Below are 23,468 nucleotides of genomic sequence, written 5' to 3'. Positions count from 1 at the left end.
CCCGTGGCAACGGTGTCTCCCGCCCTTTTCGAGTGGCCAGCGATGAGCTTTTCAGGCAAACCCACCACGGTCTTGGACCAGACCATCGAGAACAACGGTTTCTGGCCGAACCTCTCCCTGGCTGAGTACCAGAAGGCTTACCGTCTGCCGGGCGAGTACCTGGGCGAAACGCTGGTCACTCACCTGACCGTGGCCATGGCCGAGGTCAACCAGGACCTGCAGAAACTGATGACCAGCTGGCAGAGCCTGGGCATGACCGCCGTAGCCACCGCCGATCCGATGCTGCTGCCAGAGCGCAAGCTGAAGACCGATCTGTACAAGCGTGCCGTGTACTGCCGTGCCAAGGCCGCCGGCTTGGCTGACTACGCCACGGTGACCCGCCGCGACGTAGCCGAGAACACCGGCAAGGAAGCCCCGGAGCGCGCCGAGACCTACCTGGCCTACAGCCAAGGTGCTGTGCGCGCCCTGCAGGGCCGCAGCCGCATCACGGCGGCGTTGCTGTGAACCAGTTGAAGGCGCTGACCGCCTACCTGCTCGAACGTGAGCTGGTGCCGCCTGAGCAGCTCGACGCCTGGTCCGAGCAGGTCGACCTGCAGCTGGTGTGGGCCGAAACCGAACACGGCGTGCAGATGGGCAACATGCGCTATCGCGCCGTGTTCGACTTCGAGCGCTTCACCGGCCATCCCGGGCGCCTCATGGCCCTGGTGGGCAGCTGGCTGGAGACACACGACCGCGACCGCCACCGCTTCGAACTGCCGGCGCCGGCGTTCAACGTCGAGCCGCTGGACCTGGACAACGACCTGTTCGACGTGGAGCTGGTCCTGGACTTTGTCGAACCGCAGTACCTGGCCGAAGACGACGCCGGCGAGATCGAAGCTTTCGGCAGGACCTGGTCGTTTGTGCCGTTCGACCTCTGGGTGGCCGAGCGCGGCGAGGTGGCCAGCCATGGCCAGTAGGGTCCTGCAGCAGGACATTCGGGGCATGTTGGACGCCCAGAAGCAGCTCGCCCTGCTGGAGCTGCCCCCACGCCTGCGCCGGCGCCTGCTCAACAACGTTTCGAAGCGCACTCGCTCGATGAGCCGCCGGCGGATCCGCTCCCAGGAGAACCTGGACGGTACGCCCTTTGCCCCGCGCAAACGCTCCCAGCCTGGCCAGAAGAAGATGGAGGCCGGTCTGGGCAAGCTGCTGCAGGTCACCAGCCTGACCCCCGACCAGGCCGTGCTGGGTTGGAAGAACGGCCTGACCCGCTGGGTTGCAGGGCAACAGCACAACGGCGCATCGGAGCGACGTACCGCGCAGCAAATGCGCCGGTGGAACCGCGTGCCTGAAGGTGCCGTGTCCACCGCCAAGCAGGCGAAACGCCTGCTCCGGCTGGGGTTCAAGGTCCGCCAGCCTGGCAAGAAGCGCCTGAGCCGCCCCAGCGTCGCCTGGATCCTTGAGCACGTCAGCTACATGCAGGCCGGCGTCCTGATTCGCGTCCTGGACGAGGAGCGCGGCGAGACCACCGGCGCCGACAGCTGGGAAATCAAGCTGCCGAAACGCCAGTTTTTGGGCGCGAGCGCTCAAGAAGCCAGCGACCTGGTGAACCAGGTGCTGGACCAAATCCTTCACTCACCCCGCTAACGAGGCATCACATGGCACTCGGCAAAGTCAGCGTGAACAATCTCAACCTCGGCCAGGGTGCCGTGACCGAGATCGAGCGCTATTTCCTTTTCATCGGCGCCGCCGGCAAGAACGTCGGCAAGCTGCTGCCGTTGAACACCGACAGCGACCTGGACAACGACCTGGGCGTGGCGGTCAGCGACCTGAAAACCCAGATCATCGCCGCCCGGGCCAACGGTGGGGACCGCTGGGCCTGCCTGGCTGCGCCGATCGGCGCTGACGGTGATTGGTCTTCAGCTCTGGAATACGCCCAGCAACAGGGCTTCTCCGTCGAGGGCGTGGTAATCACCAAGCCGGTCACCGCCGGCGCCGAACTGGAAGCGATGCATACCGCCGCCGACCAGCTCAATGCCAAATACGGGCGACGCGCCTTCGTCCTGGCCGCATCCGCCGGCATCCTGCCGACCGCTACCTGGGCCGAGTACCTGGTGGAACAGAAGGCGATCACCGCCGGCATTGCCGCCCCGCGCGTCGTCGTGGTGCCGCAGCTGCACGGCAACGACCTGGGCGTGCTCGCCGGGCGCCTGGCTAATGCCGCCTGGAGTATTGCCGACAGCCCGATGCGCGTGGCGAGCGGCGCAGTCCAGGGACTGGGCGTCGTGCCACAGGACAAGGAAGGTGTGCCCCTGCCGTCCGCGATCCGCAGCGAGCTGGACAAGGCGCGGTTCTCCGTATCGCAGACCTACCCGGACTACGAGGGCGTGTACTGGGGCGACGCCAACATGCTGGACACCGCCGCCAGTGACTTCCAGGTTCTGGAATACCTGCGCCTGGCCGACAAGGCCGCCCGCCAGGTCCGCCCGCTGCTGATCCGCCGCATCGGTGACCGCCGCCTGAACAACAGCGCCGCGAGCATGGCCGCCAACACCAGCGCCCTGATGGCGCCCCTGCGCAAGATGGCCAAGGCCGTGAAGTTCGCCGGCGAGGTGTTCCCGGGCGAGATTCAGTCACCCAAGGACGGCGACCTGGTCATTGCCTGGAAGAGCCGCAACCAGGTCGAGGTGTTCCTGAAGATCCGCCCCCACAACTGCCCCAAGGACATCACCGCGAACATCGCGCTCGACCTTTCCCAGGACAACCAGGAGTAACCCATGGCCAAGATCAGCGGCATGAACTTCGACATCAGCGTGGGCGACCTGAAGATTCACGTTGAAACCGCCACCCTCGACATCACCGACAACAGCGCCGTGGCACAGACCAAGGGCGTGCCGGACGGCTGGGTTGCCGGCGACGTATCCGCCAGCGGCGAGCTGGAGGTGGACACCACCAACTTCAACCTGCTGATCGAGGCCGCCGGCAAGGCCGGCAGCTTCCGTCAGCTGGAGACCTTCGACCAGCTGTTCTACGCCAAAACGCCGACCGACGAGATCCGCGTGGAGGCCTTCGGCTGCCGGCTGAAGATCTCCAGCCTGCTGAACATCGACCCCAAGGGCGGCGAGAAGACCAAGCACAAGCTGCCGTTCGATGTCACCAGCCCGGACTTTATCCACATCAACGGCGTGCCGTACCTGTCTGCCGAAGAGATCGAGGGCTTGAGCTGATGGTCTGCCCGTTCGACCGCGCCCAGGCCTTGGAGCAGCGTCAACGTGACCTGGCGATCACCGCAGCCCGAGGCAAAGGCGCGGCGACTGGGCCAAGCCTCACCCACTGCGAAGACTGCGACGGCGAGATCCCCGAGGCGCGCCGCGCCCTGGGCGGCAAGACCCGTTGCGTCCCGTGCCAGTCCACTTTCGAGAAAGGGGTTCAGCGATGAGCGCGAATCAAGCGGCCCAGGACACCGCGATTGCCGTGGCCAAGGCGGCGCCCGCCATCGGCGTGGCCGCTACGGGGGCCACAGGCACCGTCGATTGGTCGGCGGTCGCGTACATGCTGACCGCGCTTTACATGGTGCTACAGATCGTTCTGCTGGCCCCCAAGTACCGCCAGATGCTCAGCAACTGGAGGACCAAGGGATGAGCCTGCGCAACAAGATCATCACCGGCGCAATCACCCTGGCCCTGGGCAGCAGCACCCTGATGGCCTTCCTGGGCAAGTGGGAAGGTGAAGGCCAGAACGTGGCCTACGCCGACAAGCTGGCCCGGGGCCTGCCGACCGTGTGCAAGGGCATCACTCGCCATACCAGCCCTTACCCCGTGATTGTCGGTGACTACTGGTCGCCGGAGCGCTGCGCCGAGGTGGAGCAGCTGGTGGTCGAGAAGGGACAGCTGGGCCTGGCTGATTGCCTGACCAACGACAAGATCAGCCAGAACACCTTCGACGCGCTGTCCAGTCACGGGCACAACGTCGGCACGCCCTCGACTTGCGCGAGCCGGGCCGTGGGGCTCATCAACGCCGGCCACATCGCGGAAGGCTGCCGGGCGCTGGCCTGGGGCGCCGATGGGCGTCCCGTGTGGGCTTATGTCACCGACGCCAAGGGGCGCAAGGTTTTCGTACCAGGTCTGCACGCCCGACGCCTTGAGGAGGCAGCACTGTGCGCGGCCTGATCCCGTTGCTGACTCTGGTCCTGCTCGCCGGGGCGGCCTGGCTCGCCTTCGACCTGGTCCTGCAGCAGCGCGACAACGCCCGATCGGAGCGCGACCTGGCCCAGGACGAGGCCAAGGGCCTGCGCGAGGCCGCCCGGATCACCGGCGAGCGCCTGGGCCAAGCCGCCGCTCTTGACCTCAAACACACCCAGGAACTGAACCATGCACAGCAACGCAACCAGGATCTGCAGCGCGCTGTTGATCGCGGCGATCAGCGGCTGCTCGTCAACGCCACCTGCCCCGCAGTGCCCGCCCATCCCGGCGGCGCCGGCGTGGCTGATGCAGCCACCGCCGAACTCACAGCAGACGCTCGATCGGCTTATTTCACCCTCAGGGATCAGCTCGTCCTCAGTCGGCAAATGATCCTGGGCCTGCAGGAACGCGAACGCACTTTGTGCGCCCCCACCCCCAACGGAGTAGCAGCACCATGACCCAACGCACCGAGATCACCCTGGAAGTCGGCGACCTGTCCCTGGACTTCGCCATCGATGCGGCGCTGATGACCAAGTACATCAACGCCCTGACCCCGTCCAACAAGGTCGCCCCGGCCAACAACCTGTTGGTCAACGCCGTGAAGCCCGAGCACAAGGAGCAGCTGAAACCGCTGCTGGCCAACCCGATGACCGTCCTGCAGCTCGCCGGCGCCCTGGTCGAGGAGTACGCCCCGACCGTTGAGGTCACCGTAAAAAAGCGCTCGGCCACGCCGAACGACTGACTGAGGACGGCCTGGGCCAGCTGCTGGCCCTGGCCGATCGCTGGCTGCCCGGCGCCGCTCCCACGCCCGAGAACCTAGGCACAGCCAAGTGGCTGGAGGACGAGCACTGGCGGCGCATGGAAATCGCCATAGCCAACGGCATCGCCCGAGCATTCAACGGAAGCTGACCACCCCATGAGCGCGAACAACGCATCCAGCCGCCTGGAGTTCATCCTGGCCCTGACCGACAAGGTCACCGCGCCCCTGGCCAAGGTGACCCAAGGTTTCAACGACCTTGCGGAAAAGAGCGAAGCCAACATCAAACAGATCGGTACCGGCGTGGCGGGCCTGTGGGGTTCGCTGACCGGCATCGAGGCCTCGCTGGAGCCTGCGCTGGAGGTGAACCGTGCCCTGGGCGATGTGCGCTCGCTCGGCGTGGCCGAGGATGCCCTGGACGCGCTCAACACCAAGGCCCTGGATTTCTCCGTGGCCTACGGCGAGAACGCCCGCGACTTCGTCGCCTCGGCGTACAAGATCGAAGGCGCGATCAAGGGCCTGGCCGGCTCCCAGCTGGCCACCTTCACTAACACCAGCAGCGTGCTGGCCAAGGCCACCAAGTCCGACCAGGACGTGATGAGTGAGTACGTCGGCACGCTGTACAACCTGCAGAAGCAGCAGGCCGACGCCATGGGCAAGAGCCAGTGGGTCGAGAAGCTGGGCGGCCAGACCGCCCTGGCGGTGCAGCTGTTCCGCACCAGTGGCGAGCAGATGAAGGACGGCTTCAAGGAGGCCGGCGCGATCGCCACGGCCGCCGGCATCGACATTGCCGAGCAGATGGCGGTGATCGGCAGTCTGTCCAGCACCATGGAAGGCGGCGACGCCGGCGGACGGTACAAGGCGTTCTTCGAGAACATCGAGAACGCCTCGGATAAGCTCGGGATGAAATTCACCGACACCAACGGCAAGGTCCTGCCGATGCTCGACATCCTGGCCAAGCTGCAGGGCAAGTTCGGGGATCTACGCGGCGCCGCGGCTAACGCCAAGCTGATGGAGGCCTTTGGGGGTGAAGGCGCGCAGGTGATCGGCGCCCTCGCCCAGGACACCGGTCGGCTTAAGAACGGCATGGACCAGCTGGCCAAAGTCAGGGGGCTGGAGCAGGCCGAGAAGATGGCCCAGGCGATGGTCGATCCCTGGCAACAGCTGAGCGCGGCGGTTAACGCCCTGCGTATCTCGTTTGGCCAGGTGCTGATCCCGATGCTGCAGCCGCTGATGACCCGCCTGGTCGACATCGGCAAGACCCTGACCCGCTGGACCAAGCTGTTCCCGAACATCACCCGCGTGCTCGGCATCGCGACCCTGTCTGTACTGGGTATCACCGCCGCGCTCAGCACCCTGACTATCGTGGTCGGCATCAGCAAGATGGTCTGGACCGGCGCGGTAGCCGTCTGGCAGGTCCTCACCTGGACCGGCTGGAAGAGCATCGCCATGTTCTTCAAGCACACTTTCGTGCTGACGGTCTTCATGGTGCGCTTGATCGCCATGTTCGCCTGGATGGGGATCGTGAAGGTCGCCATGCTCGCCTGGCAGGGCGCGATCTGGCTGGTGAATGCCGCGCTGATGGCCAACCCGGTCGGCCTGATCATCGCCGGCATCGTCGCCCTGGTCGCGGCCGTCGTACTGGTGGTCGCGTATTGGGACGAGCTGAAAGCCGCGCTCCTGGATAGCGCGGCCTTCAAATGGGTCAGCGAGCAGCTGCAGCAGCTCAGCGCCTGGTTTGACTCCATGGGCGGCTGGACCGGTATGGCCAGCGCGGCCTGGGACGGGATCGTTGCGATCTTCCGCAACGCGATCAACGGGGTGATCGAGCTGCTGAATAAGATCCCGGGGGTGAACATCGAGACCCGTTTCGGTGATCTGCCGGCAGTGCCGGACGTGCCGCAGGTGCCTGGCCAGGTGCTGCCGGTAGGCATCGCCCCGGTGGCCAGCTCGCTATCGCTACCCGACGCCAAGGCCCTGCAGCAGGTGCAGCAGCCGCGCCCCCTGATGATGCCGATGCCTGCAGCCATCTCGCCGGCGGCCACAGCGCCAATCGCGCAGGCTGAGCAGTCTCGCCAGCGCTTGGCCCAGGCCGCGCCCAGCCTCTCGCCTGACCGTCCCGCAAGCGTTCCCCAGGGCGGCCTGATGACGCGGATCCAGAACACCACCCAGGCCCAGGACCGCCGCACGCACGTCGAGAAGGTGGAGATTCACACCGGCAAGGCCATGAACCCGCTGGAGCTGGAGCAAATGATGGAAATGGCGGTGGGCTGATGAGCGATTACATCGACCTTCTGATCCAGAACAACGACCTGGTGCTGGACCCCTCCCGCCAGCCCCTGCTGATCGAGGACCGGGGCAGCATCGCCCAGGACATCGCTCACATGATCCGCGACAGCGGCTTGCTGGTGACGCTGGTGGCTGAGCGAAGCCGCCAGCGCCAAGCCGACTGCATCCTGCAGCTGGAGCTGCTGGTGGAGAACGACGAGCGCCTGGTGCCCGGTACCGCGCGCATCCTGCAGGACAGCCCAGGTGTGTACCTGGTGACGGCCAAAACCCTGAAATTCGGTGACATCGAGGTGTACCTGTGAGCGACATAGACTTCCGCCAGGCGCTGGCCGACGCCGGCATTCCAACGACCGAAGCCGCCCTGCACAAGGCCTGGGAGGCCGAAGTGGCCGCCCAGGGCAGCAAACTCAGCAACACCAGCGCCTACTCGCCGTTCTGGCGTGTCGTGACGGCGTTGGTGACCAAGCCGGTGCTGTGGCTCATCGGCTTTGTCAGCGACACCGTGCTGCCCAATTTCTTCGTCAAGACCGCCGGCGGCGCCTGGCTGGACAGCCTGGCCTGGGCGGTGAACGTCGAGCGCAAAGGCGCGACCAAGGTCCAGGGTCAACTGCTGTTTACCCGTGAGAACAGCGCCGGCGAGCTGCTGATGCGCGCCGGGGTAGTGGTTCAGTCCGCCGCGATCAATGGGCATGTCTACCAACTGGTGACGATCGAGGACGCGGTATTCCCTGACGGCCTGCTGCAGCAGTCAGTAAAAGTCCGAGCCCAGGAAGCCGGCAGCGGCTACAACCTGGCGCCCGGGTACTACGCCATCCTGCCCGAACCGGTGCCGGGGATCGTCCAGGTCGTCAATGCCGACGGTTGGATGAGCCTCCCGGGAGCCGATCCCGAGCCCGACGACCAATTGCGCCTGCGCACCCGTAACCAGTTCAGCGCCGTCAACCAGTGGCACACCGATGCCGTGTACAGAGCCATGATCGCCGCCTTTCCTGGCGTGCGGCCTGATGGTGTGTACTTCCTGCATGGCGCTCCGCGTGGGCCAGGTAGTGCCAATGCCTACGTCCTTTTCGATGCCGGCGTTCCGGCAGACACATTCCTGGGGCAAATCAATAGCCATGTCCGCGATGGAGGCAACCACGGCCACGGTGACGACCTGCTGGTGATGGTCATGCCCGAGACGCAGCACGACATTGGCCTGACCGTGTGGCCTAGGGCGAACCTGACGGACCACCGGCGTGAGACGTTGCGCGAGGGGGTGGCCCAGTTCGTTCGTGCCGCCTTTCGCGAAAGCACGCTGACCGACTATCAACCGACGCTGACGTTCCCGCAGTCGCGGTTCTCCTTCAGCCGCCTGGGGGAAGAGCTGCACCAGACCTTCGCTGATATCGAGTCGCTGCGTTTCGACAACGAAGACATCGTGTCTGAGCTGGCCATCCCGCGCATCAGCAGCCTGCAGGTCCACCTGGTATGAAGCCGCTGAAACTGCCGTTCTGGCTCGCCGGTACCGAGCTGACCAAGCTCAAGGACGCTGCGCAATCCTGGTGGAACAAAGTGACCGAGTGGCTGCGCTGGCCGCTCCTGCAGATGGATGCGCAAACCTGCCACCTCACCATCCTGGACCTGCTCGCCTGGCAGCGGGATATCACCCGCTTCAAAGGAGAGCCCGAATCCCTATATCGCCTGCGGGTGAAGCATGCCTTCGTCAACTCGGTGGATGCCGGCAGTACGGCAGGGCTGAAACGGATCCTGCTCCGTTTGGGCGTCGGCTATGTCGAGATCGAGGAGCGCCTTCCCGACCGCGATTGGGACGTTGTGCTGCTGAGCCTCTCCGACTCCCAACTCTCGCAAAACCCCGAGCTGCTGCGGGTCCTGGTCCAGCAATACGGAAGGACCTGCCGCCGCTATGACTTCGTGACCATCACGCCTCTGGACCTGGGCTGCGCCTTGCTCGATTTCAACGATGACCAGCAGACGCTGGTCGCCACCCTGCTTTAGGAGAATCCCCATGGGGGCCAGTATCACCCTCGCCGGCGAACGGCTGATTGCCCAAAAGCTGGGCGAACAACAGATCATGGAAGTGTCGCGCTTCATCTTCGCGAACGTTCCCGGGCTCGACCCAAACGCGCCGCTCGATCGCGCTGCAGGCAAGCCGCCTGCCGAGCAAATCATGCACAGCGCGCAGATCGCGCCAGAGAACCGCGGCTACGTGAATCCCAACCAGATCGTCTACAGCCTTCAGGTCGGGTCAGACGTGGGTGATTGGGATTTCAACTGGGTGGGGCTGGAAACCAGCGAGGGCGTGCTGTTCGCTGTTTCGCATGTACCCCTTCAGCAAAAGCGCCGGAACAATTCACCGCTGCAGATCGGCAACAACATCACTCGCAACTTCCTGGTGGTGTTCGACGGCGCCCAGGCGCTGACGGGCATCACCGTCGATGCCAGCACCTGGCAGCACGACTTCACTGTCCGTCTTCGTGACATTGATGAACGCGAGCGCTTGAGCAACCGGGACATTTACGGGCGCGCATGCTTCCTTGGGACTGCCCTGCAGCTGGTGAAAGCAGGCGCCGCGTATCAGCTCAAACCCGGGCTGGCGTACATCGAGGGGGTTCGCGTGCACCTGCCCGCCGTCCAGGCCGTGACGCTTCCCCAAGTGCCGACGCTGGTCGCGCTGGAGGTCACCCTGGAACGTGAGCTCAATACCGTGAACGCACGCTGGCGAGTGGTGTTCGGCCCAGGTGCTGACTCAGTAGATGCCAACGGTATTGCCCACTACCGGATACCGATCGCACAGGTGGTCGATGCCACCACAATCAGCGATTTGCGAGACGTAGAAAATATCGACACGGCCCTGGTGAAGCACTTCGCCTCGCGTACCGGCGACTACCCGCAACTGCGTGCCCGGGCGACGACAAAGGATGACGTAGACCTTTCCAACATACCGAATGCCATCAGTGATGATGCCAACGTCAACGACAGTGCAATCCTGGCCACGACGAAGGCCGTGTACCGAGCCTTTCAGGTCGCGGCCGAGGCGATCGACAAGATCATTTCCGGGGTTTCCTCCGTCGGCAAAGCCAGGCAACTGGAAACAGCGCGGCGCCTGGAGATCACCGGTGCCGGCACCGGCGGCGCAAGCTTTGACGGAAGCGCCAATGCCCGAATTGACCTGGTCCTGGCGGATACCGGCGTTGCAGCTGGCTCCTATCCCAAGGTTCGGGTCAGCAACAAAGGCCTGGTGCTCTCCGGCGAGCAGTTGGAAGCCTTGGATATCCCGGATCTGTCTTGGAACAAGATCACCAGCGACAAACCCACCACGTTGGCCGGGTACGGCATCAGCAACGCGCTGAGAGTCGACATACCCAGCAAGCAACACCCGGTTTTGGCTGCGGCGGCGGCAAGCAGTTTCTATTACGACAGTGCGATGGAGATCCGGGAGGCCAACCTGGTGGAGGACACCCAACGCGGTTTCGAGCATGCCCCGTCGATCGCATTCCACTGGGCCAAAGTGGCGGCTCGAAAACTGGCCATGGATAACCAGGGCGATCTGTATTGGGGAAGCGCTCGGGTCTACCACACCGAGAACCTTCATCCCCAGAGCATCGCCGCGCCCCAGCTGAACCAGGAGCTTACGGTGCGGACGGTCAACAACTACGTTGAAGTCGCTGCCCGCGAACTGCTGCTGAAGGACACGATCGGGACACCGAAATTGGTGACCGGTGTCGACGTCGCGGCAAATCTCATGTTTTCCGGCCCGGGCGGTCTCGATATCGGAACGGGTGCCGGCAACACCTGGTACTACGTGTGGGTAGTCGAGATCGCGGGGACTAAACACGCCATGCTCTCGACCAGTAGCGTGGCGCCCAGTGGCATTAGCCCAGGGGATTATCGCGCCCTGGTCGGCGCCGTGCGCAACGATGCGGCGGGCAACCTGGTCCAGTTCCACCAGACCGGGCGCAAGGTGTCCCTGAGGCCCCAGCTGGTGTTCACCGGTATCTATCCACCACCCAACTACACGGCGGTGTCGCTCGCAGCGATCGTGCCGCCCATTGCCAAGACCGCCCGGGGCGTAGTCGGCTGCAACGCAGGAGGGGCTTTCGCGACCGAGCGGGTCATCGCCGGCGATGCAAACGGTATGGGGGCTTGCATGGTCGTGATCCCGGCGAAGGTCGATGTGCCCGCTGAGGGGTATACCTCCGCTGGCTACTGGGAGGTGCCGCTGGTCACTGCGCAAACCATTTTCTGGTACGGCCCAGACGGCATTAACCCTGAAGGCCGCATGCATGTATGCGGCTACGAGATCTAAGGAGCTGCAATGTACGCTGCCAATGAAACCGGGGCCGTCTGGTCCGTGGATACCCTCTTCGAAGCCGGGCCGGGGGAACTTCTCTTCGGGAAGGAGCCGAGCGCTGAACAGCTGGCCAGGGCTTTCACGGGCTACCGCGCAAAGTATGTCCAGCGCCTATGCGCGGACATCGATGCTGCTGCGGACGCTGCTCGCCAGTCCGTCGTGGGTGATCCGCTGCGGGCCGCCGAGTACGAGCGCACGGCCACAGAAGCGGCGACCTTCAGGGACGCGGGATTCCCCGACGACGCCGTTCCTCGGGCGGTCGCTGCCTGGGCGATCGGTGATCGATCCGCGAAAGAAGCGGCTGAGGACATCTTGCGCGAGGCTGACCGGTTCCACGAAGCGCTCTACGCCATTCGCGCCCAGCGCCTGGCGGCAAAGGAGGAAGTTCGCCAGCTGGTCGATCAGGAACGTATCGACAATGCCCATGCCGTGGCGCATACCACGGTGAAGCACTTCGGGTTGACCTTCACCGCTGCGGTGGATCTGTGATGCCCTGGTCTGCGGTGGCGATGCGTTGGCCCGACGAGGCTACGCAGTGGATGGGTCAACTCGATGCGGCCAAGGCTTTGGCCGGCAGCGAACTGGCCAGCACCGGTGAACGGGTGGCCGCCTTGGAAGGAATGGCCACCACCAACCCCGGCCCCGTTGGCGCTGCAGCGCAAAGCGCTATCGCGACGGGGCGCCAGGCGTTGGCCGAGCAACTGGAGGAAGCACCGGCCTGCCTGGCCATCACGCCGTTCCAGAGCGGCATCGGACAAGGGCGCGGCTACCAGCGCTTCCTGTCAGCACCGAATCTCCTGCAGGCCTTAGCCAACAAGCTGACCGACACCACTGCTGCTGATCGCCCACTGCAGGGCCAACATGCGCTATGCCTGCTGTTCCTGGGCACTCGGTACGACCAGCTCGCCGCCAGCCTGGCCCGATTCAATGGGTTGATGCCGATACCGGAGCTGGTGCGCGCCCAGCGCCGCGCGGAGCACCTGGACAAGCTCGAAACCGAGAAGTGGCTGATTCCCCAGGCCGCCGCGCTCCCGCGTTGGACTGCGCTGCCACTGGAGCGCTGCACGGTGCTGAAGGCGGCGCAACAGTCCCTTGGCGGTCAGATCGCGGTGCTCGAAGGTTATGCGGCTGACACCGCCCCCATGGCCGACCTGGCAGCGCTGGCAGGCCGCAAGGCAGCCCAGCAGCGTGACCGAGACCAGCGTTTGACCGAGCTGAAGCAGCTGCTGTCTGGCGGCCAGGCCGACAACTCGATTCGCGCTCGCATGCTCGGCCCAGGGAACAACGCAGAGCTGCGCCGGACATTGCTGGAGGGCGACGCCCCTGGCCATGAATGGGTGATGTGCGCCGGCGTACTTCTGGTCGGTTCCGAGAAAGGCCTGAGCTTTGTGCGCGAGATGGTGGGCTTATGACGCTGCTGCTCCTGGACGGCGAGGCCGTCGAAGGCAAGAGCCTCAAGGTCACCGGCAACCTGCGGATCGAGGCAGAGGACATGTCCGGGCAGACCAGCAACACCGAGACGGCCCACAAAGGCTTCAAGCCCAAGACGCTCACCGTCACCTTGACGATTCCCTACGTGAACAGCGCCTGGCTGCGCACGCTGATGCGCCTCGCCGAGGCCACGGAGGGCGGCGGCCAGCTCAAGACCTACCGCGTTGTGAACAGCACGGCGGAGGCCTTCGGCATGCGCCAGGTGCAGTTTGCCGAGGGCGTGAGTGCCCGCGAGGACGACACCCTGGCCTGCTGGCGGGTCCAGTTCGGCCTGACGGAGAAGAAGTCCAACCCCGAAAAGGTCGAGACGCGACGGGCGAAGAACGGCGTCACGGCGCAGTCGGGTACCGGCTCGGCAGTCGGTGGGGCCAGTGCCGGCACGGACGAGGCTGGAGGCCAGCCGGGACTGAGCGGCTTCGAAACCACCTTGAAAAAGGTGGATGACTGGCTGGGGAGTGGCGCATGAAGCTGCACCAGGTGCTCACCGTCGGCGGCGTTGGCTACGACCTGGTGAAGGCTGACGTGCGGCTTGAACTGCGCAACCCGGGGCGGGCGACGTTCACCGTCCAGGCCAGCGCGCCGGTGAAGGGCTTGGTCACGTTCGACCTGGGCTACAACGACAAGCCCCTGCAGCGTCACTTCATCGGCTACGTGGAGCGCAGCACCGCGGCGAATGCGAAGCAGCAGGTGCTGTTTTGCCGCGAGCTGGCGGCCATTTTGGCCAAGCCGCTGCCCATGAACCTGCGCCATGTGGACCTGCGCAGCGTGCTCGAGCATGTGAACCAGCAAATTGGCCTGCGCTTTCGCGTACCCGATCAGCCCTACGCCACCACCAGGGCGCCGTTCTTCTACAGCCTCGCCGCCGGCTTCCAGGCGATGGAAAGCCTGGCCCAGGTGTTCAACATCCCCGACTTCATCTGGCAGCAGCAGGGCGACGGCGAGGTGTTCGTAGGCAGCTGGGCCGATAGCTACTTCGGCGTGCGCCCGGCGCTGCAGCTGCCGGTCGAGCTGTTCGATCACTACCAGGGCAACCAGAGCGCCACGATTGCAGCCCTGCCCGGGCTGCGTCCTGGTGCAACGATCAATCAGGGCGAGCGGGTGACCCATGTCGCGCTCGCCGGCAATCAGATGGGTATACGATGGAAGACGCAATCCGCCGCGCAGTAGAGCGCCAATTCCCTGAAATCACTGGGGGCTATCACCTGCCTCGCTTCGGTCGTGTGGTCGCGGTACCGGATGCGCCGGCGGCGCCCGGGCTGTGCGACGACTTCCGCCCGCGCTTCGGCGTCGACATCCAGGTGCTGCTGCCGGATGGCGAGCCAGATCCGGCGCTGCCGGTGTTCACCAGCCTGCCGCTGCCGGCGCCGATGGGCGGCCAGGAGGCCGGGATGTTCGGCTTCCCCGAGGAAGGCACCACCGTGGTCGTGTCGTTCGCCTATGGCCTGCCACACAAGCCCTTCATCCAGCAGATCCTGCCGCACGGGCTGAGCCTGCCACGGGTACCGAAAGGGGATCAGGTCTGGCAGCACAGCGAGGCCTGCCAGCAGCGCGTCGACGCGGACGGCAACTGGCTGCGCCAGACGGACGGCAAGATCCGGGACAAGGCGATCGAGCGCGAAGTGGAGTCGCTGGCCAACCGCGAGCAGTTCCAGAGCCACACCAGGAACGTGGACGATCACTCGACCGAGACGGTGGGCGGGGTGAAGAAGATTGAGGCCCTGGGCGCGCTCAAGCTGCTGTCCGGCGGATCCGCCAGTCTGGCCGCTGTCGATGACCTGCACCAGGCCACTGGACGCGACCTCAACCTGATGGTGGGGCAGAAGCTCAACACGACGGTCGGCGGCGATGTCCAGGAACGCATCGAGGGCTTGCGGAAAAGCGTTGTGGGCGTCAGTCAGCGCATGCAGGCGCCGAAAACTTGGCTGGGGTCAGAAGTAGTGAACGTGCTGCAGGTACTGTGTGACCTGTTGGATCTGGTCCAGGAGATGAACACCCAGCTGGCTGGGCATGTTCACGGGCCGACGCCGGGGCCGAACAATGCGTCAACATTTCAGAAATCGGCCGTGATGGCGTCCACCCTTGCGTTACTACTTAGATCTATTACTGAAGAGTGAGACAACTCGCTTAAGCAAGTAAACCTCACTCTTTGACTCACGCAAAAGCATTAATTTCCGTACAGTCAATTACTACTGGAAGCTATCAATAGCATCAAGAAGTCGGGGCATATCAGTATAGGGATTCAGAAGATGTGGCCTTGTTACGTTAGCAGGCGCTGACTTTAGTGTTTCAAGATTGATCTTTAAGGCACGGCGCCTAGCATCATCCACTCGACTAGAAATCACAGAATAAATGTTAGCAGCACCTTTCTCATAAGACTGGCCGGTTAGCTTTTTAAACTCAGCCCTAAGTCCACTTTGCGCCATGAGATCATCAAAACAATCATAAGGAGCATTTGTAGTAACAAAATGCAGCAACAACCAATACTCAAAACAAACATTAGTCAGGGCAATATTTATATCATTAGCTTTGGCCAAATCAAAGGCCGTGTCGTGCAGGCTATCCTTATATTTAGCTTTAGATTCCCTGTCAAAAACCACCCAATAACTATCCCCCTTAGGGTGGCCGCCTCCTTTTTTTCCTGCCAATGCTTCTTTGACTAATTGTACGGGGGTATTAGTTTTCGCGTTTTCAACAACTATAACGTCCCTCAGACGACCGCCAAATCGATCACTTATATATGAGCCAATATAGTTTGGTTCGGTTTTTTTACCTTCACAATAAATATGCATTTTACGCGCAACGGGTTTATTATTCTTGCTGCGTGGTTTTGGCATGATTATTCTTCCTCACCACTGCTATCGACCTCACCGTGATCTAAGTCGAATGAGTGCACAAGGAAGTTCCTAACCTCTTCATATCTTATATGAGGGATGGCACCAAAACGACCATCTGCGTACCAATCCCCATAAGGGGATTTAGGTGTAACAGTAGTTTTATCGAACTCGTCAAGCGAGTACAGAACTGAGCTTCCGGAGTTCTTTTGAGTGAACCATATTTGGTCTCGTCTAAACAAACGTGGAGACATCAACTCAACATTATGCGTCGAAAATACAAGCTGAGCATTTTTTGTATTGATCAAAGGGTCGTTAAACAGCTTTATAATTAGCTCCGCAACATGCGGATGGAAGCTATTCTCTAACTCATCAATCATCAATACGGCCCCCATAAACAAAGAGGTAGTGATTACCGGGAGCATCCTGAATAGCTTTTGCGTACCATCGGACTCTTCGTCCAACTCAAACGGCACACTCTCACCGTTCTCGTCTATGTGGTGAGCAAAGAACTTATACTTATTGAGACTAATAAGCTCTTCTTTTACCCTAGAAGGCATGTCAGGAGGAAATACTGCAAACGCCGACAGATCTTGTTCTTCTCTTGTGACATCTGAAATCCCTACATCAACTCTCTGCAGGATATCACTCGTAAGCTTCAATACGCCATCATGTGAGAAAAACTCACCTACTGGAAGTTGAAAATCCGTCCCAAGAATCATAAGCTCCTGGAAGTACTTATGAACCCTACGAATTATTTTGGGAGATGCAGGGCTATTTCCAGCTTTTGACAGATAGCTGTTGTTAGCAAAGAAGGGGATTCTTTTGTTCCCACCTTTATAATGACTACCAAACTGGATGTCACTCCAAGTATCCCCCACCCTTCGTTCAAATATATTGGCCTTAGCCCTACCCGGATAGAAATCCAGAGACTCTGACAGAATCTCTTTCGCACCATAACTAATCGAATAAACATACCTATGATCACCAGGTATGGCAAATTCGATCTCCATATTTACGGGATCTTCCTTTTTATCCGAAAATAGGAATGGCTCATAGCACCCAATTTTCTTGTTTTCTCGAAACGAATGCGACTCGCAAACAAGATATTTAAGAGCCTTTAACGCCAGGAAAATATTTGATTTGCCGGACGCATTCGGCCCGTAAATAACGGCGGTTTTAGCCACCCCTATACTATTTTTTAATGGAAAACCAATATTATCCGTAAGATGATTCTTCGGATGCTCTGTAAACATACTAAAAACTGTCTGATCTTTAAAAGATCTAAAGTTTTCAAAAGTAAAATCAATAATCATAAATCCATCCGCTCCAGTGGGCGATTTTCTTGAATCTATCAGAAAAATGGCGGCTAGCCGAGATTTTTATATCTCGCAACCACTCGAAAGGTGGCCTTATGCCACCACGCAACAGGCCTGCAAGAAGGTCCCCTATGGAGAACGGGCTGCAATCGGCACTGTACATTCATACAGTATACGTAAATCTCCTTCTCTGCGCCGCATTATGCGAAATGCATAGAAACAAAAAATCGGACTAAAAAATCACTTATCCCCCTCCCGCCGACGCGCTTTGCCTGGGAAAAAAGTGCAAAGGGCATGGGCTGTGCAATGAGCAGCTACGACAGGCACGGTGCGGGCCACGGGCGGCCCAGGGGCATTGCACGCTGTGCAAAGGATTGAAGGGTCGTGCAGGGTTGAGCTACTGAGAGTGTCCACAAAGTGTCCACCTCGCTCCCGGATACCTGACCCAAATATCCGTGAATAACCAAGAAAACCAACAGATAGACGGCTTTTATCAATGAACGCTGGCCGATAGGGTGGACTTGTAATCAGTAGGTCCCGGGTTCGATTCCTGGTGCCGGCACCATCCTCAAAAGCCTCGACGAATGTCGGGGCTTTTTCGTTTCAGCCCCTGCGACACATTGCCCACCCTCTCCACTTCTTGTTCTCCCTCAATAAACCCTACATTCAAAGCGGCTATTCCTGTGCCCGACGGCTTTCGTCGACTTAAGGAGAAGTCCCATGAATGAGCAAGAAGGCGTGTCCCTGACCCGGCGTGGCATGCTGGCCGGTACCGTGATGCTGGGCGTCGGCGCCTCGGCGCTGGGCAGTGGCCTGGCAAAGGCCACGACCGCCGTGCCGGGCCAGGACCCGGCGGTTGACCTGGCAAAACTGCAGCGCGTCAGTGTCGAGCTGGTGGCGCCGCCGCATGTACACGCTCACACCCAGCGCGTCGAGGGCAAGCCGCGGATCGTCGAGTTCCGCATGGTCATCGAAGAGAAAGAACTGGCCATCGACACCGCCGGCGCCTACATCCACGCCATGACCTTCAACGGCTCGGTTCCCGGCCCGCTGATGGTGGTGCACGAGGGTGATTACGTGGAACTCACGCTGGTCAACCCGGCCAGCAACAGCATGATGCACAACATCGATTTCCATGCCTCCACCGGCGCCCTCGGCGGCGGCGAGCTGACCCACGTGAAGCCCGGCGAGCAGGTGAAGCTGCGCTTCAAGGCCGACCGGGCCGGGGTGTTCGTGTATCACTGCGCACCGGGTGGGGCAATGATTCCCTGGCATGTGGTGTGCGGCATGAACGGCGCGATCATGGTCCTGCCCCGCGATGGCCTGAAGGACCCCGAGGGCCGGCCGTTACGCTACGACAAGGTCTGGTACATCGGCGAGCAGGACTACTACATCCCCCGTGACAAGGACGGCAAGTACAAGCGCTACGCCAACCCCATGGCCAGCTTCGGCGACATGAGCCAACTGATGAAAGGGCTGGTACCCAGCCACGTGGTGTTCAACGGCAGCGTCGGCGCCCTGACCGGCAAGCAGGCACTCACCGCCAAGGTCGGCGAGACCGTGCTGATCGTTCACTCCCAGGCCAACCGCGACACTCGCCCGCACCTGATCGGCGGCCACGGCGACTATGTCTGGGCCTCGGGCAAGTTCGCCAACCCGCCGCAACGCAACCTGGAAACCTGGTTCATCCCCGGCGGCGCGGCGGGCGCGGCGCTGTACACCTTCCGCCAGCCCGGGCTGTACACCTACCTCAACCACAACCTGATCGAAGCGGTGATGCTCGGCGCCGCCGCGCATGTACAGGTCGAGGGCCGCTGGAACGACGACCTGATGAAACAGGTGCAGGCGCCCGGGCCGATCAGCTAGCGGCATTGACCCCGATCAAGCCCCTTGGCCATGCGCGGCATAGCCTGAGCGCAGGCATTCACTTCATGGAGGGAGACATGGCCAAGCGATTTCCCAGCAACCCCAGCCATCCCGAGCGGATCTGCTGGGGCTGCGACCTGTACTGCCCGGCCAAGGCACTGGCATGCGGCAACGGCGCGGACCGGACCATGCATCCGGTGGAGTTGTTCGGGGAGGATTGGCAGCGCTTCGACAATTTCCTGGAGACGCCCGCAGCCAAAGACCAGGTCAACCGAACGTCTGAATGAAGGGAGCCGCACTCGCCTTGATGGCGGCAACTACCTGAGGCGCCTGTTCGCACAACGCAGACTCTCGGGCCAGCGTCTTTTCCAGGGCCTCGAGCTGGTTACGAATGACCTCGGCAGGGTTGTTCACTTCGCACAGCGGAGCGAAATCCAGCAATCCTTGCCGTGACGCGAACAAGGATTTGTTGCCGCACAGCGATAGCGCCAGCACGTCCTCGGGTATGTATGCCGTGGTGTTGACGATATCGTAAGCCGGGGCCAGGCGCGCATCACGTCGAAGCGGCTCGGAGTAGAGCAGGCCGAAATTCTTCAGATGGGCATCCCCGTTGCCGACGATACAACTGAGCGCGACCATCTCGAACAGCTGTCGAAGCGACTGACGCAGATGCTCGGGGGCACAAAACAAGCGAATGGCCTTGGCAATGGCCGCGTAGCTCTTGCTGTACTTCTGGTCGGCCGCAAGCCCCATCAAGGCAGCCATGTCTTCGAAGCCGATGGCCTTGTTCTGTTCGTCACGGTCAAAACGCCGCATGACGAACAATTTGCCGTTATCGGACAAGAAGAACTGTGGCACCGCCAGACCTGCAGCCTGCGCGACCGACATGCACAGGTATTCGTTGATCGCCAGGCCCGGGTACTCGTCACGCCCACTCTTGATGATCAGTTCGGAGGTTTTCGAGGTGAAGCGCTGGGACAGAGGGTCGAACTGCTCCGGGACCAGTACCTTGGGCTGCACGCCGGATATGCCGGCACGCAGAATGTAGCGATCAACCAGATCGGCAAAGATGTCCTGCGACCCGTCCCATGAAAGGATGTCCGCCAATCGCTCGCCCGGGAACTTCTGCCGCAGCAACAGCGCATCCACAGCAGGCGAACTGACATGCACACGACCAATGGGCGAGCTGCTACCGGACAACGCCAGCAAAAGCATGGGATCCACCTGAACGACCTTCGCCAGGCGGTTGCGCAGTTGCTCCAGGACATAGCCTTCGGGCAGGTTCATCTGGAACACTGGATGCAGGTCCCGATGCCTGTACTCCTCGACGCGTACCGGCATCAACAGGCTGATCGCCGTACGTGGGTCGGCGTGTGGGGCATAGCGGAACAGGTAGTCGCCTGCATTGCTCAGTATTGTTCCACTGTCACCCTCAGGGGTCATGACGCTCAACGGCATCATTCGAACATTCCCTCGATCTCGTCCAGCGTCGGCATCACCGCCGGGACGACCTGCAATTCGCAATCGACCGCAGCCAATGCCCTTGCATAGGCGCCAATGGCCACTGACAGGCTTCCCTTTTCCATGGCAATGACCTTCTGCCTGGTCAGTCCAGACAGGGTTGCAAGCGCCTGCTGGGTCAATCCACGATTGAGCCTTCGCGTGCGGATCTGCTCACCTAGACGCTCGATAATTAATGAAGGAGTCATGTTCCGTATACGAGACAATTCATATTATTTGTAACGTATACGGGACATGATCAAAAATCAAACAAGTCTCCACGGATTCCTCTCCCACAGCACGCTGGACACGATTGCCTGGTCACTTGCAATCACCCTGCAGGATCCTGAGCGCCGCCTCGGCCAGGAAACCCGAGCGACTCTTGTGCTCCGGGTGGTTCTGCACGTACGAGTCGATGCGGGTGAGCAGGTACGCCGGCAGTGTGATGTTGAGCTTCTCGGCCTTGCCCAGGTAACGGGTGATGTCGATATCGATCAGCGCCCAGGTACAACCGGCATAAGATGGATTGGCCGCGTGCACGCTGACCAGGCTGGCCTTGGGAATCTCCTGCTGGTCCTGGGCCAGCAGTTCGAGGTGGCCTTCGATGGCTTCGCGGGCCATGGCGATGGCGTTGTCGAGGTCTTCGCCGGCCGAGAAACAGCCCGGGATGTCAGGGACTTCCACACCCCAGGCGTGTTGATCGTCACCGGGGAGAATCGCAATGGGGAACAACATGGTGATGGGTCTCCTCGTCAGCTGGCATAGCCGATCCGCGCCTGGCGCAGGATGCTGGCCGCAGTGGCCGGCAGCAGGTCTTTCTTCGGGTGCGGGATGGTGACCAGGCCTGGCTTTTCGGGATGCTTGAAGTGATGGTGGCTGCCTTTCGAACGCACCAGGTACCAACCATCCGCTTCGATCACTGAAATCATTTCACGGCTGTTCATGAACCCATTCCTTGGGCCGGCCGCTTGGTGGTTAGTATAACCACCAAGCGGCATTTATCAACACCATACCCACTATTGCGACGAGTGGGCTGCCAGGAAGGGAAGTATGGTAAGAGGCACAGCATGAGTACTTGGAGAAGTGATGCGGGATCTTGCGATGAGGGATAATGAATCGATCAAAGTACCGCCAGCGCCTTTTTCTTCAGTACCTCCAGGTCCATCACCGGCACCCCGGTCAGCTTCGCCATCTCGTCCCATTCCCGCAGGCGCAGACTCACCCGGAATAGAGGATCGGCCTCGAACGCATCGGCTTCGCTGTCGCTCATCACCCCGCCCTGGTACGCCAGCGTGCGCCGGCTGGCCTCGCTCAGGCGATCGTAGTAACCGGGCTGGCGCAAGGTCAGGTAGCGCTTGGCCTCGACGTGATACTGCACCAGCCGCGCCAGGCGCTCGCTGAAGCCGCAGCGGCGCAGGTACTCGGCACCGATACGTTCATGGCTGACGATGCCATAGCCGCCCATGTCCTCGCCCTCGCACAGGTGGCCGATGTCGTGGAAGAAGGCGGCGAGGATCACTTCATCGTCGTAGCCCTCCTCCATCGCCAACTGGGCGGCCTGGGACATGTGCTCGATCTGGGTGATGGCTTCGCCGATGTAGTCGGCACTACCATGGCGCTCGTAGAGGGCGAAGGTGTCGCTGATGATCTGGGTGGGCGTGGGCATTGTGCCTAATCCTGACTGACCTGGTCTGTCGCTATCGCGGGGCAAGACCCCGCGACAGGGCCATGACGACGTGTTACTGAATCTGCTCCGGGGTCACGATCACCCAGTTCTTGTCTGCGGTAACCGGCAACCCTTCCCTGGCCTGGGCCGCCGCGTTCTTCGCGATCATGCCGTTGAGCTGGTCCATGTACTTGGCCTTGCGGTTGATCCACAGGTGGATGCCGCCCTTGCCCACATCCACGCCATGGAACTGCATGTAGCCATCGCTGGTCGGGGTATCGCCGCCCACCAGCACCGGTTTCTTCCACTCATCGATGTAAGTGAGGATGGCCGCCTGCTTGCCAGCCATCCAGGTGGCCGGGGTCCACAGGTACGGGGTCAGTTCCAGGCCTTCATTGGCCTTGGGATCGTACTGCCCGGCAGTGATCTGCTTGCGCGCCGTGGTCAGCTGGCCACTCGCGCGGTCCTTGAGCAGCAGGCTCACGCCGATCACGTTCTGCGGTTTGACGTTGTAGCCGTACTTGGGGTCGGAGGCGACCATGCGCACCAGCTCTTCGGAGGCCGCGGAAATCACGTAGACCTCGATGCCGTTCTCCATCAGCTTGTTGTACAGCTCGGCCTGGCCGGTGAACACTTTCGGCGGTTGCACCTCGATGGTCTTGACCTGATCCCCCTCGAAATAGGTACTGGGGATCGGCTTGCCCGAGGCCATCAGCTCGTCGACCTGCTGCTTCAGTTCCTTGAGGGTGAAGCCCGAGAACACCTGGGCTACCCAGGGGTAGCAGACCATGTCGTCGAGTTCGCACAGACGGTAGTAGTAGCTGAACAGGCTCTCCTTGTGCTCGGCGGTGTCCTTGAACGGGATCAGCTTGAGCGAGGGGTCGAGCTTGTCGCGGCTCAGCAGGCCCTTGTTCTCCATGAACGGCAGCAGCGCTTCCTCGAGATCGAAGCGGTAGCTGGTGTTGTCCATGTCGAATACCGCGTAGTTACCCTTGTTGGCATTGGCGGCAATCATCGCGTCGAGCTTCTGCGCGGCCTCGGCCGGCCAATGCTTGAGCTCGGTGGCCGCCCAGCTGCTGGCGCTCAGCAACAGGGCCAGGCCGCCGGCAAGGATTCTCGGAGCAGACATCATGTGCGGTTCTCCAAAAGACGTGGCCGCTCAACCCTAGACCTGAATTGTGACAAACAGGCATGCGTGAGCGACCCCGAGACAACCGCAAACGCCATGTTCATTGCCAAAA

Annotated in this window: 31 protein-coding genes; 23 read left to right on the top strand and 8 right to left on the bottom strand. The window is 61.6% G+C overall.

The window, feature by feature from the left end; all coding sequences use genetic code 11:
- The first annotated feature begins 42 nt into the window (after positions 1–42).
- The 21 genes from VUG52_RS01540 to VUG52_RS01445 are packed head-to-tail and all read left to right on the top strand — an operon-like array spanning position 43 to position 15,159.
- The gene (locus VUG52_RS01540; protein ID WP_331832366.1) at positions 43–504 is read left to right on the top strand and encodes a head completion/stabilization protein; all 462 of its coding nucleotides are present in this window, start codon (positions 43–45) and stop codon (positions 502–504) included.
- Positions 501–956 (top strand): phage tail protein, encoded by a 456-nt coding sequence (locus tag VUG52_RS01535; RefSeq protein WP_331832365.1) that lies wholly within the window; start codon positions 501–503, stop codon positions 954–956. The genes VUG52_RS01540 and VUG52_RS01535 overlap by 4 nt, the downstream gene beginning before the upstream one ends.
- Positions 946–1,623 carry a phage virion morphogenesis protein gene (locus VUG52_RS01530; RefSeq protein ID WP_331832364.1) on the top strand — a complete coding sequence of 226 codons (678 nt, stop codon included), beginning with the start codon at positions 946–948 and terminating at the stop codon, positions 1,621–1,623. The genes VUG52_RS01535 and VUG52_RS01530 overlap by 11 nt, the downstream gene beginning before the upstream one ends.
- Positions 1,624–1,634: 11 nt before the next feature.
- Complete coding sequence (locus VUG52_RS01525; RefSeq protein ID WP_331832363.1) at positions 1,635–2,750, top strand: DUF2586 domain-containing protein; 1,116 nt, start codon at positions 1,635–1,637, stop codon at positions 2,748–2,750.
- A 3-nt stretch (positions 2,751–2,753) separates the two neighbouring features.
- Positions 2,754–3,203: a phage protein gene (locus VUG52_RS01520; protein WP_232853482.1), complete on the top strand. Its 450-nt coding sequence runs from the start codon at positions 2,754–2,756 to the stop codon at positions 3,201–3,203.
- Entirely contained in the window at positions 3,203–3,415 is a 213-nt protein-coding gene (locus VUG52_RS01515; protein ID WP_331832362.1) for a TraR/DksA C4-type zinc finger protein, read from the top strand. Before VUG52_RS01520 ends, VUG52_RS01515 begins: the two co-directional genes overlap by 1 nt.
- Positions 3,412–3,618 carry a hypothetical protein gene (locus VUG52_RS01510; protein ID WP_280093422.1) on the top strand — a complete coding sequence of 69 codons (207 nt, stop codon included), beginning with the start codon at positions 3,412–3,414 and terminating at the stop codon, positions 3,616–3,618. The genes VUG52_RS01515 and VUG52_RS01510 overlap by 4 nt, the downstream gene beginning before the upstream one ends.
- Positions 3,615–4,145 carry a lysozyme gene (locus VUG52_RS01505; protein WP_331832361.1) on the top strand — a complete coding sequence of 177 codons (531 nt, stop codon included), beginning with the start codon at positions 3,615–3,617 and terminating at the stop codon, positions 4,143–4,145. The genes VUG52_RS01510 and VUG52_RS01505 overlap by 4 nt, the downstream gene beginning before the upstream one ends.
- On the top strand, positions 4,133–4,615 hold the full coding sequence (locus VUG52_RS01500; RefSeq protein WP_331832360.1) for a lysis system i-spanin subunit Rz: 483 nt from the start codon (positions 4,133–4,135) through the stop codon (positions 4,613–4,615). Before VUG52_RS01505 ends, VUG52_RS01500 begins: the two co-directional genes overlap by 13 nt.
- Positions 4,612–4,899, top strand: coding sequence for a putative phage tail assembly chaperone (locus tag VUG52_RS01495; protein ID WP_331832359.1), 288 nt, complete (start codon positions 4,612–4,614; stop codon positions 4,897–4,899). Before VUG52_RS01500 ends, VUG52_RS01495 begins: the two co-directional genes overlap by 4 nt.
- A 20-nt stretch (positions 4,900–4,919) precedes the next feature.
- Complete coding sequence (locus VUG52_RS27160; protein WP_371349832.1) at positions 4,920–5,066, top strand: DUF6890 family protein; 147 nt, start codon at positions 4,920–4,922, stop codon at positions 5,064–5,066.
- A 7-nt stretch (positions 5,067–5,073) separates the two neighbouring features.
- Positions 5,074–7,188, top strand: coding sequence for a phage tail tape measure protein (locus VUG52_RS01490; protein ID WP_331832358.1), 2,115 nt, complete (start codon positions 5,074–5,076; stop codon positions 7,186–7,188).
- Entirely contained in the window at positions 7,188–7,505 is a 318-nt protein-coding gene (locus VUG52_RS01485) for a DUF2590 family protein (protein ID WP_331832357.1), read from the top strand. Before VUG52_RS01490 ends, VUG52_RS01485 begins: the two co-directional genes overlap by 1 nt.
- Positions 7,502–8,674 (top strand): baseplate J/gp47 family protein, encoded by a 1,173-nt coding sequence (locus tag VUG52_RS01480; RefSeq protein ID WP_331832356.1) that lies wholly within the window; start codon positions 7,502–7,504, stop codon positions 8,672–8,674. The genes VUG52_RS01485 and VUG52_RS01480 overlap by 4 nt, the downstream gene beginning before the upstream one ends.
- Positions 8,671–9,198, top strand: a complete 528-nt coding sequence (locus VUG52_RS01475) for a phage tail protein (RefSeq protein WP_331832355.1) — start codon at positions 8,671–8,673, stop codon at positions 9,196–9,198. The genes VUG52_RS01480 and VUG52_RS01475 overlap by 4 nt, the downstream gene beginning before the upstream one ends.
- A gap of 10 nt (positions 9,199–9,208) precedes the next feature.
- Positions 9,209–11,509, top strand: a complete 2,301-nt coding sequence (locus VUG52_RS01470; RefSeq protein WP_331832354.1) for a phage tail-collar fiber domain-containing protein — start codon at positions 9,209–9,211, stop codon at positions 11,507–11,509.
- A gap of 9 nt (positions 11,510–11,518) precedes the next feature.
- Positions 11,519–12,043, top strand: coding sequence for a hypothetical protein (locus VUG52_RS01465; RefSeq protein WP_331832353.1), 525 nt, complete (start codon positions 11,519–11,521; stop codon positions 12,041–12,043).
- Entirely contained in the window at positions 12,043–12,966 is a 924-nt protein-coding gene (locus VUG52_RS01460) for a hypothetical protein (protein ID WP_331832352.1), read from the top strand. The genes VUG52_RS01465 and VUG52_RS01460 overlap by 1 nt, the downstream gene beginning before the upstream one ends.
- Complete coding sequence (locus tag VUG52_RS01455) at positions 12,963–13,511, top strand: baseplate complex protein (RefSeq protein ID WP_331832351.1); 549 nt, start codon at positions 12,963–12,965, stop codon at positions 13,509–13,511. Before VUG52_RS01460 ends, VUG52_RS01455 begins: the two co-directional genes overlap by 4 nt.
- Positions 13,508–14,212 carry a hypothetical protein gene (locus VUG52_RS01450; protein WP_331832350.1) on the top strand — a complete coding sequence of 235 codons (705 nt, stop codon included), beginning with the start codon at positions 13,508–13,510 and terminating at the stop codon, positions 14,210–14,212. Before VUG52_RS01455 ends, VUG52_RS01450 begins: the two co-directional genes overlap by 4 nt.
- Entirely contained in the window at positions 14,185–15,159 is a 975-nt protein-coding gene (locus tag VUG52_RS01445; RefSeq protein ID WP_331832349.1) for a hypothetical protein, read from the top strand. The genes VUG52_RS01450 and VUG52_RS01445 overlap by 28 nt, the downstream gene beginning before the upstream one ends.
- A 72-nt stretch (positions 15,160–15,231) precedes the next feature.
- On the opposite strand, the gene VUG52_RS01440 is transcribed toward VUG52_RS01445, so the two are convergent.
- Both VUG52_RS01440 and VUG52_RS01435 read right to left on the bottom strand, forming a co-directional pair.
- A complete protein-coding gene (locus VUG52_RS01440; protein ID WP_331832348.1) occupies positions 15,232–15,879 on the bottom strand; it encodes an RloB family protein in 648 nt (215 codons plus the stop codon).
- Positions 15,880–15,881: 2 nt separating this feature from the next.
- Positions 15,882–17,192, bottom strand: coding sequence for an AAA family ATPase (locus VUG52_RS01435; RefSeq protein ID WP_331832347.1), 1,311 nt, complete (start codon positions 17,190–17,192; stop codon positions 15,882–15,884).
- Between the two features lie 723 nt (positions 17,193–17,915).
- Here VUG52_RS01435 and nirK point away from each other — a divergent pair.
- Together nirK and VUG52_RS01425 are read left to right on the top strand one after the other, a co-directional pair.
- A complete protein-coding gene (gene nirK / locus VUG52_RS01430) occupies positions 17,916–19,061 on the top strand; it encodes a copper-containing nitrite reductase (RefSeq protein WP_050703392.1) in 1,146 nt (381 codons plus the stop codon).
- Between the two features lie 77 nt (positions 19,062–19,138).
- Positions 19,139–19,348: a DUF3079 domain-containing protein gene (locus tag VUG52_RS01425; protein ID WP_050703391.1), complete on the top strand. Its 210-nt coding sequence runs from the start codon at positions 19,139–19,141 to the stop codon at positions 19,346–19,348.
- Here the strand turns inward: VUG52_RS01425 and VUG52_RS01420 are convergent.
- The 6 genes from VUG52_RS01420 to VUG52_RS01395 all read right to left on the bottom strand — a co-directional run bounded on the left by VUG52_RS01420 (position 19,329) and on the right by VUG52_RS01395 (position 23,356).
- Positions 19,329–20,522, bottom strand: coding sequence for a type II toxin-antitoxin system HipA family toxin (locus VUG52_RS01420; RefSeq protein WP_371263116.1), 1,194 nt, complete (start codon positions 20,520–20,522; stop codon positions 19,329–19,331). The two genes, VUG52_RS01425 and VUG52_RS01420, sit on opposite strands and share 20 nt — an antisense overlap.
- A complete protein-coding gene (locus VUG52_RS01415) occupies positions 20,519–20,770 on the bottom strand; it encodes a helix-turn-helix transcriptional regulator (protein ID WP_050703390.1) in 252 nt (83 codons plus the stop codon). Before VUG52_RS01415 ends, VUG52_RS01420 begins: the two co-directional genes overlap by 4 nt.
- Before the next feature lie 112 nt (positions 20,771–20,882).
- Positions 20,883–21,296, bottom strand: coding sequence for a type II toxin-antitoxin system HicB family antitoxin (locus VUG52_RS01410; RefSeq protein WP_050703389.1), 414 nt, complete (start codon positions 21,294–21,296; stop codon positions 20,883–20,885).
- Between the two features lie 17 nt (positions 21,297–21,313).
- Positions 21,314–21,505, bottom strand: coding sequence for a type II toxin-antitoxin system HicA family toxin (locus VUG52_RS01405; protein WP_050703388.1), 192 nt, complete (start codon positions 21,503–21,505; stop codon positions 21,314–21,316).
- Between the two features lie 176 nt (positions 21,506–21,681).
- Positions 21,682–22,227, bottom strand: a complete 546-nt coding sequence (locus VUG52_RS01400) for a phosphonate degradation HD-domain oxygenase (RefSeq protein WP_050703387.1) — start codon at positions 22,225–22,227, stop codon at positions 21,682–21,684.
- A 73-nt stretch (positions 22,228–22,300) separates the two neighbouring features.
- Complete coding sequence (locus VUG52_RS01395; protein ID WP_198742370.1) at positions 22,301–23,356, bottom strand: haloacid dehalogenase-like hydrolase; 1,056 nt, start codon at positions 23,354–23,356, stop codon at positions 22,301–22,303.
- Positions 23,357–23,468: the final 112 nt, after the last annotated feature.

It is taken from the genome of Pseudomonas sp. LH21 (genome assembly GCF_036549575.1).
Lineage (GTDB): Bacteria > Pseudomonadota > Gammaproteobacteria > Pseudomonadales > Pseudomonadaceae > Aquipseudomonas > Aquipseudomonas peradeniyensis.
Note: the sequence above shows the minus strand (reverse complement) of the source record. Positions and strands in the feature narration are given on the sequence as shown.